13 protein-coding genes are annotated in these 16,141 nt (G+C 49.0%); all 13 read left to right on the plus strand.

What is annotated here, in order from left to right:
- Nucleotides 1-80: 80 nt before the first annotated feature.
- The 13 genes from atpD (at nucleotide 81) to ACO1NT_RS10455 (ending at nucleotide 16,140) form a co-directional block, all read left to right on the plus strand.
- Nucleotides 81-1,583, plus strand: a complete 1,503-nt coding sequence (gene atpD / locus ACO1NT_RS10395; protein ID WP_449048563.1) for a F0F1 ATP synthase subunit beta — start codon at nucleotides 81-83, stop codon at nucleotides 1,581-1,583.
- Nucleotides 1,584-1,681: 98 nt separating this feature from the next.
- The gene (gene atpC, locus ACO1NT_RS10400; protein WP_449048564.1) at nucleotides 1,682-1,930 is read left to right on the plus strand and encodes an ATP synthase F1 subunit epsilon; all 249 of its coding nucleotides are present in this window, start codon (nucleotides 1,682-1,684) and stop codon (nucleotides 1,928-1,930) included.
- 361 nt (nucleotides 1,931-2,291) lie between these two features.
- Nucleotides 2,292-3,182: a branched-chain-amino-acid transaminase gene (gene ilvE, locus ACO1NT_RS10405; RefSeq protein ID WP_449048565.1), complete on the plus strand. Its 891-nt coding sequence runs from the start codon at nucleotides 2,292-2,294 to the stop codon at nucleotides 3,180-3,182.
- Nucleotides 3,183-3,184: 2 nt separating this feature from the next.
- Nucleotides 3,185-4,882 carry a dihydroxy-acid dehydratase gene (gene ilvD / locus ACO1NT_RS10410; protein ID WP_449048566.1) on the plus strand — a complete coding sequence of 566 codons (1,698 nt, stop codon included), beginning with the start codon at nucleotides 3,185-3,187 and terminating at the stop codon, nucleotides 4,880-4,882.
- Between the two features lie 68 nt (nucleotides 4,883-4,950).
- The gene (ilvB, locus tag ACO1NT_RS10415; RefSeq protein WP_449048567.1) at nucleotides 4,951-6,705 is read left to right on the plus strand and encodes a biosynthetic-type acetolactate synthase large subunit; all 1,755 of its coding nucleotides are present in this window, start codon (nucleotides 4,951-4,953) and stop codon (nucleotides 6,703-6,705) included.
- Nucleotides 6,706-6,745: 40 nt separating this feature from the next.
- Nucleotides 6,746-7,336: an acetolactate synthase small subunit gene (gene ilvN, locus ACO1NT_RS10420; RefSeq protein ID WP_449048568.1), complete on the plus strand. Its 591-nt coding sequence runs from the start codon at nucleotides 6,746-6,748 to the stop codon at nucleotides 7,334-7,336.
- 17 nt (nucleotides 7,337-7,353) lie between these two features.
- Nucleotides 7,354-7,842 carry a DinB family protein gene (locus ACO1NT_RS10425; RefSeq protein WP_449048569.1) on the plus strand — a complete coding sequence of 163 codons (489 nt, stop codon included), beginning with the start codon at nucleotides 7,354-7,356 and terminating at the stop codon, nucleotides 7,840-7,842.
- Between the two features lie 4 nt (nucleotides 7,843-7,846).
- Entirely contained in the window at nucleotides 7,847-9,328 is a 1,482-nt protein-coding gene (gene ilvC / locus ACO1NT_RS10430; RefSeq protein WP_449048570.1) for a ketol-acid reductoisomerase, read from the plus strand.
- A 124-nt stretch (nucleotides 9,329-9,452) separates the two neighbouring features.
- Complete coding sequence (locus ACO1NT_RS10435) at nucleotides 9,453-10,919, plus strand: ATP-binding cassette domain-containing protein (RefSeq protein WP_449048571.1); 1,467 nt, start codon at nucleotides 9,453-9,455, stop codon at nucleotides 10,917-10,919.
- Nucleotides 10,920-10,964: 45 nt separating this feature from the next.
- A complete protein-coding gene (locus ACO1NT_RS10440; RefSeq protein WP_449048572.1) occupies nucleotides 10,965-12,473 on the plus strand; it encodes a 2-isopropylmalate synthase in 1,509 nt (502 codons plus the stop codon).
- A gap of 88 nt (nucleotides 12,474-12,561) precedes the next feature.
- Nucleotides 12,562-13,956 (plus strand): 3-isopropylmalate dehydratase large subunit, encoded by a 1,395-nt coding sequence (gene leuC / locus ACO1NT_RS10445; RefSeq protein ID WP_449048573.1) that lies wholly within the window; start codon nucleotides 12,562-12,564, stop codon nucleotides 13,954-13,956.
- Nucleotides 13,957-13,961: 5 nt separating this feature from the next.
- Nucleotides 13,962-14,558 (plus strand): 3-isopropylmalate dehydratase small subunit, encoded by a 597-nt coding sequence (gene leuD / locus ACO1NT_RS10450; RefSeq protein WP_449048574.1) that lies wholly within the window; start codon nucleotides 13,962-13,964, stop codon nucleotides 14,556-14,558.
- A gap of 4 nt (nucleotides 14,559-14,562) precedes the next feature.
- On the plus strand, nucleotides 14,563-16,140 hold the full coding sequence (locus ACO1NT_RS10455; RefSeq protein WP_449048575.1) for an alpha-isopropylmalate synthase regulatory domain-containing protein: 1,578 nt from the start codon (nucleotides 14,563-14,565) through the stop codon (nucleotides 16,138-16,140).
- The last annotated feature ends 1 nt before the right edge of the window (nucleotide 16,141 follow it).

Below are 16,141 nucleotides of genomic sequence, written 5' to 3' on the forward strand. Positions count from 1 at the left end.
AGCGTATTTTTGCAGACCAAAATTAAGGCGTATTGCTAGCCTTTATTAGATTGGTTTATAAAATTTTAGTTCCTGATAGTATGTCCAATATTGGAAAAATTGCCCAAATCATCGGCCCAGTGGTCGACGTTAGTTTCTCTGAAAACGCCAACCTTCCGAAAATTTACGATGCGTTGGAAATCGAGAAGGAGAATGGTCAGCGTATTGTTCTAGAGGTACAGCAACACTTGGGTGAAGAGCGCGTACGCACCATTGCCATGGATGCTACCGAGGGTCTGACACGCGGAATGAAGGTGGTCGACACAGCTGCCCCTATCAAAATGCCTATTGGCGAAAGCATCAAGGGACGGGTATTCAATGTGGTAGGCGACGCGATTGACGGTATTCAGGAACTTGACAAATCCGGTGGCCGTAGCATTCACAACGACCCGCCGAAATTCGAGGACCTATCTACGGAAACCGAAGTGCTCCTTACCGGGATTAAGGTAATCGATCTCCTGGAGCCCTATGCAAAGGGAGGTAAAATTGGCCTGTTCGGGGGCGCCGGTGTCGGTAAAACGGTTTTGATTCAGGAATTAATCAACAATATCGCCAAAGCATACGCAGGACTTTCTGTCTTCGCGGGCGTTGGCGAACGTACCCGTGAGGGAAATGACCTACTCCGTGAAATGCTCGAATCGGGCATCATCAAATACGGTGACGCATTTCTCGAAGACATGGAAAAGGGCGAATGGCCATTGGAAAAAGTGGACACCGAAGAAATGAAGGATTCTAAGGCGACCTTTGTATTCGGACAAATGAACGAGCCTCCTGGGGCACGTGCCCGGGTAGCACTCTCCGGACTAACCATCGCTGAATATTTCCGCGACGGCGAAGGAGATGGTACGGGCCGCGATATCCTGTTCTTTATCGACAACATTTTCCGGTTTACGCAAGCAGGTTCCGAAGTTTCCGCGCTCTTGGGTCGGATGCCTTCAGCGGTTGGTTACCAGCCTACCTTAGCTACTGAGATGGGACTCATGCAAGAACGGATTACGTCTACTAAACGCGGTTCGATTACTTCGGTACAGGCTGTATATGTACCGGCGGATGACTTGACGGACCCCGCACCGGCAACAACGTTTGCCCACTTGGATGCAACGACTGTGCTTTCGCGTAAAATCGCCGAACTGGGTATCTATCCTGCGGTAGATCCCTTGGATTCGACCTCCCGGATTTTGAGCCCTGCTATTTTGGGCGATGAACACTATAACACAGCGCAACGTGTGAAGGAAATCCTTCAGCGTTATAAAGAACTCCAAGACATCATTGCCATTCTTGGTATGGACGAACTGTCCGAAGAGGATAAATTGGTGGTAGCCCGTGCCCGCCGCGTACAGCGCTTCCTCTCGCAACCATTCCACGTCGCCGAACAATTCACCGGACTAAAAGGTGTATTGGTGGACATCAAAGATACCATCAAAGGGTTCAACATGATTATCGATGGTGAAGTGGATGAATATCCCGAAGCAGCCTTCAACTTGGTAGGCACCATTGAAGATGCAATTGAAAAAGGCAAGAAATTATTAGCTGAAGCTGTTTAGTATAATAGATACGAGACGTTAGATATGAGATATGGGAAAGAAAGAATCGGGCATAAAGATTCTCAAGTCTCAAATCTCAAATCTCAAATCTGATAAAAATGAAACTTACGATCATTACCCCAGACCAACCGGTCTTTGAAGGCAATGTCACATCGGTAACCGTACCCGGTACTGCCGGTGCTTTCGAAGTATTGGAAAACCACGCCCCCATCGTATCTACGTTGGAAAGTGGCAAGGTTGTCGTCCGCACCGGAAAAGGGGAAGATATTTTTGATATTATTGGAGGAGTCATTGAGGTTATCCACAATGACGTCACCGTACTTGCCGAAGGGATAAGGGAACCGTAAAAAAACAATACATACAAGACAACAAGCCCCTCGGTAAACACATTGCTGAGGGGCTTGTTTTTTAACAACTTTTTCGACGCGAATGCTGATTTTAAGCAGAATTTCAGTGAAAGTCAATTCCATCGGAAAAAATGAACCGAATACCAAAATTGGATTCGGTATATATAAGTCAAATTTTTACACGTATTAATGAGAATATTTCAGATATTAATTCTTTTAATTATCATATCACAAAATTATATTCTGTTTCAAAAAAAATCTTTTTGCTATTGTCAATAATGAATAAAGGTTTTACCTTGATGAAGTCGAAAATCAAAGTGCTTAATAGGCACGGAAATCGGCACAATTTGGTCAAGAGGTAATGAAGTACTTCGATAAAAATGCATGGATTTATTTGGACGGTCGGTTTGTCAAAGCCGACACCGCCGGGATTGACCTGTTCAGCCAATCGGTCCATTATGGGTTGTCGGCAATTGAAGGGATTCGGGCATACAACACGCACAATGGTACGCGTCTATTCAAAGCCGAACAACATTACGACCGTCTCCACCGCTCTTGTGAGGAGGTCGGCATCGACTTCCAATGGGACACCGATGTATTGGTAGACAAGACCTATGAATTGCTAGACAGAAACAACTTACGCAGCGCGTATGTCCGCCCCTTGGTTACCACGGGGCGCAACATGTATCTTACTCCGGCAGCGGACGCCAGCATCGTTATCACCGCATGGGAATGGGGTCCATTTTTAGGGACGGATCTTATCCGGACCACACTTTCCCCTTACCGGAGACCATCTCCCCTTTCCGTCCCCATGGCAGCCAAGGTAGCGGGCCAATACATATCTTCCATCCTCGCAACGACCGAAGCCACAAAACGAGGCTTTGACGAAGCCATCCTATTGGACCACGACGGCTATGTGGCGCAGGCCTCGAGCAACAACCTGTTTATCGAAAAGAATGCCATATTATACACGCCTGCGTTGGGTCATATCTTTCCGGGGATTACGAGGCAGGCTGTCATCGAGCTTGCAGGGATATTTAATATCAGCGTGGTGGAAAAACAGCTCACAACAGATGAACTGAAAGCGGCCGACAGCGCATTCCTCACGGGCACGGCCACAGGTATTGTGGGTATTTCGACCGTGGACGACGTGAAATTCCCTGAAGAGTGGAGCGACACACTTGGTGCGACAATACAGCGGGCCTACAAGAATTTAACATTAGAAAAAGAGAATTACGAAGTGATCATATAATTATGCTAGCTAATCAAACAACAGAACTAAACAAGTACAGCAAAGTATTTACGCAAGACAAGACCCAGCCTGCCGCCCAAGCCATGCTTTACGGTATCGGGTTAACAGATGACGACATGCAGAAAGCGCAGGTCGGTATAGCGAGTATGGGCTACGATGGAAATACCTGCAACATGCACCTCAATGATTTGGCCCAAGTAGTGAAAGAGGGCGTGTGGGAGAACGACCTTGTTGGGCTCGTATTCAATACCATCGGTGTGAGCGACGGCATGAGCAATGGTACGGATGGCATGCGTTATTCGCTGGTGAGCCGTGACATCATTGCCGATAGCATTGAAGCCATCTGCGGCGGCCAATACTACGATGGCGTCATTACCATCCCCGGCTGCGATAAAAACATGCCTGGATCCATCATGGCTATGGCTCGGTTGGACCGCCCATCCATCATGGTGTATGGTGGAACCATCGCACCGGGCCATTATAAAGGGCAAGACCTGAACATCGTATCCGCTTTCGAAGCTTTGGGACAGAAAATAGCGGGAGAACTTTCCGACGAAGATTTCCTCGGCATTGTCAAACACACCTGCCCGGGCGCAGGTGCATGTGGCGGTATGTATACCGCCAACACCATGGCAGCCGCCATCGAGGCACTCGGTATGAGTCTTCCCTACTCCTCTTCCAATCCGGCTGTCAGCGAAGAGAAGAAACAAGAATGCCGCGAGGCGGGTAAATACATCCGTATTCTCCTTGAACGCGATATCAAACCATCAGACATCATGACGCGCGAAGCATTTGAAAATGCACTGCGGGTTATCATCATCCTTGGTGGCAGCACCAATGCCGTACTACATTTCATCGCCATTGGCAAAAGTGTGGGTATCAACATTACCCAAGACGACTTCCAACGGATGAGCGACACCACGCCGGTACTTGCAGACTTCAAGCCGAGCGGGAAATACCTTATGCAAGACCTTTACAACTATGGTGGTGTCCCGTCGGTGATGAAATACCTACTCAATGAAGGGTTGCTGTATGGTGACTGCCTTACCGTGACGGGGCAGACGTTAGCCGAAAACTTAGCCGGAGTGACTCCCATTAATGAAATAGACCAACCCATTATCCAAACGCTGGACAACCCCATTAAGCCAACAGGTCACCTTCAAATATTATATGGCAACCTTGCGGAAAAAGGCAGTGTCGCCAAGATTTCGGGCAAAGAGGGAGAGCGTTTCGAAGGCCCGGCGCGCGTATTTGACGGCGAGAAAGACCTAATCGCCGGACTGGCATCAAAACGGGTAAAACCTGGCGATGTCGTGGTCATTAAAAACGAAGGGCCGAAAGGAGCACCGGGTATGCCCGAAATGCTGAAACCTACCTCCGCAATCATCGGAGCCGGATTGGGCAAAAGCGTAGCATTGATTACGGATGGGAGATTCAGCGGTGGCACCCATGGCTTTGTAGTGGGGCACATTACGCCGGAAGCTTATGAAGGCGGACTAATTGGCTTGGTCGAAGATAACGACACCATTGTTATCGATGCGGTAAACAACACCATCAATCTGCTGGTAGCCGATGATATCATCGCCGAGCGCCGGGCCAAATGGGAAAAGCCCGCATTGAAAGTCACGAAGGGTGTACTTTATAAATATGCAAAAACGGTAGCCGACGCTGCTTCCGGTTGCGTAACGGACGAATGTTGATTTAGTCACTGGTCAAAAGGCTTTAAGCTTAAGTATATATAGCGCAAGCCAAAACAAAAAATAAAACTATGAACACATTGGAAATCACAAAAGACAACAACTCGCAGGGCCATTTGAACGTTGGCACAGAAACGACTCCATTGAGTGGTTCGCAGGCTGTGCTCGAAGCGTTGTTGGCAGAAGGTGTGGATACCGTATTCGGTTATCCCGGAGGTGCCATCATGCCCATCTATGATGCGCTGTATGATTACAATGAAAAGATAAAGCACATCTTGGTGCGCCACGAACAGGGCGGCATCCACGCCGCCCAAGGCTATGCCCGCACATCGGGTCGCGTAGGCGTGGTCTTCGCTACCAGCGGCCCGGGCGCTACCAACCTCGTAACCGGCCTTGCCGATGCCATGATTGATAGCAACCCCATTGTGTGCATCACCGGACAGGTATTTGCACACCTTCTCGGTACCGACGCGTTCCAGGAAACCGATGTAATCAACATCACCGCCCCCGTAACCAAATGGAACTATCAAGTTACCGATGCCTGCGAAATACCCACGGCATTGGCCAAAGCATTCCACGTGGCCCGTACAGGCCGGCCAGGCCCTGTTTTGATCGACATCACCAAGAACGCACAAATCCAGTCGTTCGAATACGCCGGCTATCAAATGTGTAACCACATCCGTAGTTACCGCCCGAAGCCCATTGTGCGCCGGGAATATGTGCAACAAGCAGCTGATTTGATCAACGAGGCCAAAAAGCCATTTGTTCTGTTCGGTCAGGGCGTTATCCTTGGCAAGGCGGAGGCCGAGTTCAAAGCGTTCATCGAAAAGGCAGGAATCCCTTCGGCAGCCACGGTAATGGGGCTTAGCGCCCTCGAAACGGACCACCCATTGCATGTGGGTATGTTGGGCATGCACGGCAACTACGCGCCAAACGTACTTACCAACGAGTGTGATGTGCTTATCGCCATCGGTATGCGCTTCGACGACCGCGTAACGGGCAGGCTGGACAAATACGCCAAACAGGCCCTGGTAATCCATCTCGACATCGACCCCGCCGAAATCGATAAGAACGTGAAAACAACCGTTCCCGTATGGGGAGACTGTAAAGAGACCCTGCCATTACTGACGGAATTGATCACCAAACGTGAACATAAGGAATGGGTTGCGCGCTTTCGCGAGTTGGAACAGGAGGAAATAAAGGAAGTCATCCACGGCGAGCTCAACCCCACTACCGATATCATGACCATGGGCGAAGTCATCAAGACTGTCAACGAACTTACCGGTGGTGATGCGGTCATCGTTACAGACGTCGGGCAACACCAGATGGTGGCTTGCCGCTATGCGAAATTCAACCGATCCAAGAGCAATGTTACCTCGGGTGGGTTAGGTACCATGGGATTCGGGCTCCCTGCGGCTATCGGCGCGTGGTACGGCACGCCCGACCGCACAGTGGTTGCCGTAATCGGCGATGGAGGTATCCAGATGACCATCCAAGAATTAGGTACCATCATGCAATTCGGAGCCAAGGTAAAAATCCTCGTCCTCAATAACGAGTTTTTGGGGATGGTACGACAATGGCAACAACTCTTCCACGACAAGCGATATTCGTTTGTCAATATTACCAGTCCCGATTTTGTCACGGTTGCCAAAGGCTATGGCATACCCGGTCGTAGCATCAGCGACCGCGGGAACCTGAAACAGGCGGTGAAGGAGATGATCGACTATGATGGATCTTACTTCCTCGAAGTGATGGTGGGCAAGGAAAACAACGTCTTTCCCATGGTACCTCAAGGTAGCAGCGTTAGTGAAATAAGGTTAAAGTAGTTTGTTTTTTTGACTTTTTGGTTTTTAACTTTTGAAAAATATGGAAAAGCAGGAATATACGATAACGCTTTATACAGAAAACAGCATCGGCATGATCGGCCGTATATCCACCATCTTCTCGCGACGCAAGATCAACATCGAGAGCCTTAACACATCGCCATCGGAAGCCGAAGGCATCCATCGGTTTACCCTCGTCATCAATGAAACCGAAGAAGTGGTCCGTAAATTATGCCGACAAATCGAAAAGCAGGTGGAAGTATTGAAGGCGTATTACAATACCAATGATGAGGTCATCTGGCAAGAACAGGCCTTGTATAAGGTACCTACGGAGGTAGTTACCGAAAAAGCACCCGTTGAGCGGCTGTTACGCCAATACGGCGCGAGTGCCGTGGTGATACGCAACGACTACACCGTATTCGAAACTGCAGGACACCGTGAAGAAATCGACGCGCTCACGGAAGCATTGGCTGAATATAACCTCATTGAGTTTGTACGGAGTGCCCGAATTGCCATCATTAAAGATAGTGAAGGCTTCCATAAAAAACTGAAGGAGTTTGAAGAAGCCGAACCGGCAGGGGAAGTGGTAGAGAACCGTTACCTCAACAAACAAGACAAAGTGTTTACGATGTAATAAACGATACCATCAAGATGACAGCTGCAATTTTCGAATACATCAAACAAACACGGGCAACATTTACTCAATTAATCGAGGGGCTGGGCATCGATGAAATCAATGCCATCCCCGATGGTTTCCGAAATAACATCGGCTGGAATTTCGGACATATCGTGGTGAGTACGCAAGGGCTGTGCTATCGCAGGACCAATGTCCAACCGGATCGGGAAATACCATTCCTATCGGCTTATGCAAAAGGCACAGCGCCAACCAACTGGATCAATGCAGAAGAGCTCGAAATATTGAAATTAGAAGCTGTGGAGACCATTCTGCAAATCGAGCGCGATTATGAAAACGGAGTGTTCGCTTCGATTGTCCCCTATGCCACCGCAACTTACGGTCTCCAAATGGATACCATAGAAAAGGTCTTTACGGTGACGCTTGCCCACGACAATCTCCACTTGGGCTATGCTACCGCATTGAGAAAAGCAGTATACGAACAAAAAAGTCAATTACATAAATAGAACAATGGCAAATTATTTCAACACCTTACCCCTTAGAGAACAATTGAACCAATTAGGCGTTGCCGAATTCATGGACATCAGTGAATTCAATGACGGCGTTAGCGCATTAAAAGGCAAAAAAATCGTCATCGTGGGCTGTGGTGCTCAAGGGCTCAACCAAGGGCTCAATTTAAGAGACAGCGGACTGGATGTTTCCTACGCGCTCCGCAAAGAGGCCATCGAACAAAAGCGCGACTCGTGGAAGAATGCGACCGATAATCATTTTACGGTGGGCACTTACGAAGAGCTTATCCCTACGGCCGATTTAGTCAGCAACCTGACCCCCGACAAACAACACTCGTCGGTCATCGATGCCGTAATGCCGTTGATGAAAGAAGGTGCTACACTCTCCTATTCGCACGGTTTCAACATCGTTGAAGAAGGGAAACAGATCCGTAAGGACATTACGGTCATCATGATTGCTCCCAAATGTCCTGGCTCCGAAGTGAGGGCGGAATATTTGCGTGGTTTTGGCGTTCCGACACTCATCGCAGTTCACCCCGAAAATGACCCGCAAGGAAAAGGCCTCGCAGAGGCAAAAGCGTATTGCGTGGGAACAGGTGGCCATAAGGCCGGCGTATTGCGCTCATCGTTCGTAGCTGAGGTCAAATCCGATTTGATGGGCGAACAAACGATTTTATGCGGACTGCTACAAACGGGATCCATTCTGTCTTTTGACAAGATGGTCGAAAAAGGCATCGATGCGGGCTACGCATCCAAATTGGTGCAGTATGGCGTTGAGGTCATTACCGAAGCATTGAAACAGGGTGGTGTTACGGCGATGATGGACCGCCTAAGCAACATAGCTAAAATCAAGGCTTTTGAAGTTTCCGAAGAACTGAAGGCAATTATGCGACCGTTGTTTCAAAAGCACCAGGACGACATCATGAGTGGTGAGTTCAGCCGCACCATGATGGAAGATTGGGCAAACGGTGATAAGCAACTTTTGGGTTGGCGTGCTGCTACCGGCGAAACCGCCTTTGAAAAAACACCTGCCGGTGATGTAAAAATCGGCGAACAGGAATATTTTGACCACGCAGTATTTATGGTTGCCTACATCAAAGCCGGGGTTGAACTCGCATTTGAAACCATGGTTGAAGCCGGCATCAAACCCGAATCAGCTTATTATGAATCATTGCATGAGACACCACTAATAGCCAATACCATCGCACGTAAAAAGCTTTTTGAGATGAACCGTGTGATTTCAGATACCGCTGAATACGGCTGTTACCTATTTGACCACGCGTGTAAGCCGCTATTGGCTGACTTCATGAAAACCGTGGATACGGATATCATTGGCAGGGATTTCAACCAAGGCAAAGACCTTGCGGTTGACAACCAAGCACTGATTACTGTCAACGAAGCGATACGTACCCACCCCGTGGAAAAAGTGGGGGCGGTACTGCGCAAGGCAATGACAGCCATGAAAGCGATAAAAACGGTTTAACCAAGTCCTATCCGGATCGGCAAAGGCTACTAATTACGACAGCTGGTCCGGATAGGTTTAACAAGCCAAAAGAGGGCATAATTGTATATTATAGGCATTTTACGTAAATTTGTAGCATATAACAATGACTGATCCCGTCGTCCATATCGACCAATTGAGCCTGCAGTATGCGGGCGTAGTGGTATTGGATCAATTGGACTGGCAGGTACGCCGTGGGGAGCATTGGCTTATCGGCGGCAAAAGCGGTTCGGGCAAAAGTGCACTGGCCAAATCGTTGGCAGGGCTTGAAAAAACAAGTGGTAGCATCCAAATCAACTTTGACTACGAATCCTCGCTGCCACCACGCATATTATACGTATCCAATTGGTATCAATTCACCAATTTGGAGGGCGATCGCAATTTTTATTATCAACAGCGATATAACAAGCAACAGAAGAACGATACGTTGACGGTATATGCCGAATTATCAGCTTATGCTGAATCCGAAGGCCTGTCATTAGCGGACCTTGAACCCTATCTGGCGCTTTTTGAATTCGCTGATTTGAAAGGTACCCAGCTAATAGAGCTCTCCAGTGGTGAGCACAAGAAGTTGCAATTGATCAAAGCACTATGGTTAAGACCTCAATTGCTGATCGTGGACGAGCCCTACACAGGGTTGGATAACGCATCACGTCGAAAATTGAACAGCTTTTTCGAAGACTTAGCAGCCCGTGGGGTGCAGTTGATACTCGTCACTAATGAAACAGACCTGCCAGATTGTATGAATCGGTTTGCCGAAATTGAGAAAGGTAAAATCAATCCCGTAAATACCATTAAGGCGCTTTCAATGGATGTGAACCGTACGCGGCAAACGCTTCCCGCGTTCCTTAAGGAAGCACCGGCATCGTCTTCAGACGTAATGGTCCATATGGAAAATATCCATGTCCGTTACGGCGATAAAGTAGTCCTGAGAGGAGTGGATTGGACCGTACGGGCAGGTGAAAAATGGCTGCTTCAAGGTCACAACGGATCAGGAAAATCCACCTTGCTGAGCTTGGTCACGGGCGATCATCCGCAGGCATATGCCAACAATATCAGCCTCTTCGGCCAACCACGCGGAAGTGGCGAGAGTATCTGGGAGATCAAAGAACGTATAGGCATCATCTCGCCCGAATTACACTGGTATTTCGACAAAACCGCGCGCGTATGGCAAGCCATAGCTTCCGGCTTTTATGACAGTATCGGTCTGTTCCAGCAGGTCAGTTACGAAAAACGGCAGAAAATCGACCAATTGCTAGCGTTCTTCGAGCTTACTGACGTGAAGGACCGATTGGTCACCACACTTCCCTTAGGGCAACAGCGCTTGGTATTATTGGCCCGAACGATTGTCAAAAACCCACCATTGCTCATATTGGATGAACCGTGCCAAGGGCTTGACCATACACAAACGGCCCTATTTAATACCGTAGTCGATGAGTTATGCGGTTTCGGTAAAACGTTGATTTATGTCGGCCATTACGAGACCCAATTACCCAATTGCTTGGAAAAGAAAATGATACTTGAAAAAGGAGAAGCGAAACTAATCGAAGAGATGAACGAGCTTGTATGTTAAGCAGCTTACGAGAACATATAACAAAAACGTAAAAAACAACTTATTATGTTGCACGATCCTAACCGCATATATATTTTTGACACTACCCTCCGGGATGGAGAGCAGGTGCCGGGCTCACAATTGACTACCCCGGAAAAACTCATCATCGCAGAAGCCTTGGAGACATTGGGTGTAGATATTATCGAAGCTGGTTTCCCGATTTCAAGTCCCGGCGACTTTAACAGCGTCGTGGAAATATCCAAGTTGGTGACGTCTCCTACGGTATGTGCACTTACGCGGGCCGTAAAAGGCGATATCGACCGCGCGGCTGAGGCACTGAAATATGCTAAGCATCCCCGTATCCACACCGGTATCGGCTCGTCAGACATGCATATCAAATACAAATTCAACAGCACGCGTGAAGCTATCTTGGAACGTGCAGTGGATGCTGTGAAATATGCTAAGACTTTCGTTGAAGACATCGAGTTTTACGCAGAAGATGCTGGCCGGGCCGACAACGAATACCTCGCCCGCATGATCGAAGCGGTAATTGCCGCCGGTGCCACTGTAGTGAATATACCCGACACCAATGGTTACTGTCTTCCAGAGCAATACGGTGCTAAAATCAAATATCTTAAAGACAATGTTAAAAATATCGACCAAGCCATTATCTCCGTCCACTGTCACAATGACCTGGGTTTAGCGACCGCAAACAGCTTAGCCGGCCTGCAAAACGGCGCCCGGCAGGTAGAATGTACCATCAATGGTATCGGCGAGCGGGCAGGAAACACATCACTAGAAGAGGTCGTCATGGCGTTGAAAGTGCACCAGTCGCTCGGATTGCATACTGAGATCAATACCAAACAACTGTATCCGCTAAGCGGTACAGTAAGCCGGATGATGCGCATGCCTGTCCAGCCCAACAAAGCGATTGTAGGGCGTAATGCATTTGCGCATAGTTCGGGCATCCATCAGGATGGGGTGCTCAAGCACCGGGAAAATTACGAAATCATCAACCCAGAGGATGTCGGTATCGACCAATCGGAAATTATATTGACCGCCCGGAGCGGTAGGCACGCATTGAAACATCATTTGGTGCGCTTAGGGTATGCTAGTGACCGCATCGATCTCGACCAGGTCTACCAGCGTTTCTTGGAACTGGCGGATGTAAAAAAGGAACTGAAAGACGATGACCTGCTTCAACTGATGGGTGCAAAAGCTGAAGAGAATTTCAAGAATGGGTTGGCCATTAATGCGCTGCAAGTAACTACCGGCGACCAAGGGGCGCCCGTGGCCACCATCAAATTGGCGTACAATGGCGAAGAGTTTACGACCACCGCTAACGGCAACGGTCCGGTGAGCGCCACCATTAAAGCCATTGAGGAAATTACGGGCAAGCACATTGAAATCAAGGAATTCAATATCCACTCGATACATGGTGGCAGTGACGACGTGAGCAAAGTGGATATGCGAGTCGTATATGAAGACAAATCCTATATGGGCTACGGATTCAGCACAGATATTGTTAGGGCTTCCGCAAACGCCTATCTCGATGCTTTGAATAAATTTATTTAGGTATAAATCGAAAACCTCTCATCCTAATCTGGAGAGTAAAATAGCGAAGCGCGAAAAGCAAATAGCAAAAAACGAAACAACTATAAAAATGAGTAAGACATTATTTGACAAAGTGTGGGATGCGCACGTGGTGCATAAGATCGAAGGAGGGCCTGATGTGTTATTTATTGATCGGCATTTGATCCATGAAGTAACCAGTCCGGTGGCCTTTCTGGGACTTCGCAACCGCGGAATCCGTGTACTGTATCCAACGCGTACATTTGCGACGGCAGACCACAATACGCCGACAATAAATCAGGACAAGCCCGTGGCAGACCCATTATCTGCCAATCAATTGAGGGCATTGGAAGAGAATACGAAGGAATACGGCATCCCGCATTGGGGACTGGGCCACTATAAAAATGGTATTGTCCATGTAATCGGCCCCGAAAACGGTATTACGCAACCCGGCGCTACTATCGTATGCGGCGATTCGCACACTTCCACCCACGGAGCATTCGGTGCCATCGCATTTGGTATCGGAACCTCCGAAGTGGAAATGGTCCTTTCCACGCAATGCATCATGCAACCGAAGCCGAAGAAAATGCGCATCACCATCAACGGTACATTAGGCCGTGGTGTATTGCCCAAGGATGTAGCTTTATTCATTATTTCCCAGCTTACCACATCAGGTGCTACCGGGTATTTCGTCGAATATGCCGGCTCGGTATTCGAGCAGATGAGCATGGAAGGGCGCATGACCGTCTGTAATCTCAGCATCGAAATGGGTGCTCGTGGGGGGATGATCGCACCTGACCAAACGACATTCGACTACATCGAAGGCCGCGAGTTCAGCCCCAAAGGTGCAGATTGGGACAAAGCGATGGCCTATTGGAAGACACTGAAAACCGATTCGGACGCCCAATTTGACAAGGAACTTGCGTTCGACGGTTCGCAAATAGAACCCATGATTACCTACGGTACTAATCCGGGTATGGGTATCGGGATTACCCGTGATATTCCCGACGCGCAACAGGTGGAAGCGGCGAAGGCGACCTTTGAGAAATCACTCGGTTATATGGGTTTCCATGAGGGAGAAGCCATGGTCGGAAAGAAAATCGACTATGTGTTCCTGGGCAGTTGCACCAACGGCCGGATAGAGGACTTCCGCGCCTTTGCGTCTTTGGTTAAAGGTAAACGGAAAGCAGAAGACGTGACGGTGTGGCTGGTGCCCGGTTCGCACGTTGTCGAAAAGCAGATTCGTGAAGAAGGTATCCTCGACATCCTTACCGAAGCCGGCTTCACGTTGCGGCAGCCGGGTTGCTCGGCTTGCTTGGCGATGAACGATGATAAAATACCGGCAGGAAAATATGCGGTGAGTACATCGAACCGTAACTTCGAGGGTCGGCAAGGCCCCGGTGCCCGCACCTTACTTGCGAGCCCCCTGGTAGCGGCAGCTGCTGCCGTAACCGGCAAAGTAACTGATCCAAGAACACTTATTTAATATCCATGGCATACGACAGTTTCAATATATTGACCAGTACAGCGGTTCCACTCCCCATCGAGAATGTGGACACCGACCAGATTATACCGGCGCGATTCCTTAAAGCAACTGAACGGAAAGGTTTCGGCGATAACCTCTTCCGTGATTGGCGGTACCATCCCGATAATACACCAAAAGCGGATTTTGTTTTGAACGATCCCACCTACCGTGGGAAAATCCTTATCGGTGGCAAAAACTTCGGCTCGGGCTCATCCCGCGAACACGCCGCATGGGCTGTTTACGACTATGGTTTCCGATGTGTGATATCCAGCTTCTTTGCCGATATCTTCCGCAATAATTGCCTGAATGTAGGCGTACTGCCCGTACAGGTGAGTGCCGCATTCCTGGAGAAAGTGTTCGCTGCCGTTTATGCCGATCCAGCAACCGAGTTGGAGGTCAATCTGCCCACGCAAACCGTGACCATACAGTCAACAGGCGAAAAAGAGTCTTTCGACATCAACAGCTACAAAAAAAGCAACATGATGAATGGTTTCGATGACATCGATTACCTACTCAATATAAAATCCGATATCGAAACATTTTCTAAGACACTTCCACTGTAATCACATGGCCAGCAGGACGATTGAAATCATGGACACGACATTACGCGATGGCGAACAGACATCGGGTGTGTCGTTCTCGGTTTCAGAAAAACTGACCATCGCACAGTTACTCCTGGAGGAACTGCAGGTAGATCGCGTGGAGATTGCTTCCGCACGCGTTTCACAAGGCGAGTTTGAATGTGTGGAGGCCGTTGCTGGGTGGGCTGCGCATAACGGTTACTTGGATCGCGTGGAAGTACTCTCGTTTGTAGATGGTGGCAAGTCGATCACTTGGATGCAACAGGCGGGAATCAATGTACAGAACCTGCTTACCAAAGGCTCGCTGAACCACCTAACGCATCAATTGCGGAAAACCCCGCAGCAACACTTTGATGAGATTACCGACGTAATTGAATTAGCTGCCGAGCGCGGCATCCGTACCAACGTGTATCTCGAAGATTGGAGTAATGGTATGCGCCATTCGCCTAACTATGTGTGGGAATACCTCGATTTCCTCACATCGCAGCCCATCGAGCGGATCATGCTGCCCGATACCCTCGGTATCCTTTCGCCCGCCGATACCCACGCGTTCATTTCGTCTATACGGGCTAAGTATCCGCAGATGCACTTCGATTTCCACGCACACAACGATTACGACCTCGGTACGGCAAACGTATTGGAAGCGGTGAAGGCTGGCATAAACGGCCTCCACCTCACGGTTAATGGAATGGGTGAACGGGCCGGCAATGCCCCGTTGGCGAGCGCGGTGGCGGTAATCAATGACCTGCTGCCCGACGCCGAGCTACGCATCAACGAATCGGCCATTTACACGGTAAGTAAGCTCGTAGAAAACTTTTCGGGTATACGGATACCTACCAACAAACCGGTGGTGGGCGATAACGTCTTCACACAGACGGCCGGTATCCACGCAGACGGCGACAACAAGAACAATCTTTATTTTAACGACCTGTTGCCTGAACGTTTCGGCCGCAAGCGCAAATATGCATTGGGAAAAACTTCGGGCAAGGCCAATATCGAAAAGAACCTGCAGGAGCTGGGACTCAAGCTGAATGAGGAAGACCTGAAAAAGGTGACCCAGCGGGTCATCGAACTGGGCGATAAAAAAGAAACGGTAACTACCGAAGACCTGCCATACATTATTTCCGACGTGCTGACCACCGGCGCGCAGGAACAGCAGATCCTGGTCGAATCCTACGTGCTCACCCATGCCAAAGGCTTCCGCCCATCGGCAACCATTGCCGTTCGCGTACATGGTAAATTGTTTGAGGAACATGCACAGGGAGATGGCCAGTTCGATGCCTTCATGAACGCGCTAACCATGGCCTATTCAAAGAATGATATCCGGCTGCCGGCCTTAATTGATTATAATGTACGCATCGCACCGGGAAGCAGTTCGGATGCACTCTGCGAGACCACCATTACCTGGCAGACGGCGAAACGAACATTTTCGACACGTGGGTTAGACTCGGATCAAACGGTCTCAGCCATCAAGGCTACCCAGAAGATGCTCAATATTATCCTGGATGTGGAACGGATGATGAAATTGGATATTGAACGCGAGACATTAGACACAAGACATTAGA

Source organism: Parapedobacter sp., from assembly GCF_053550995.1.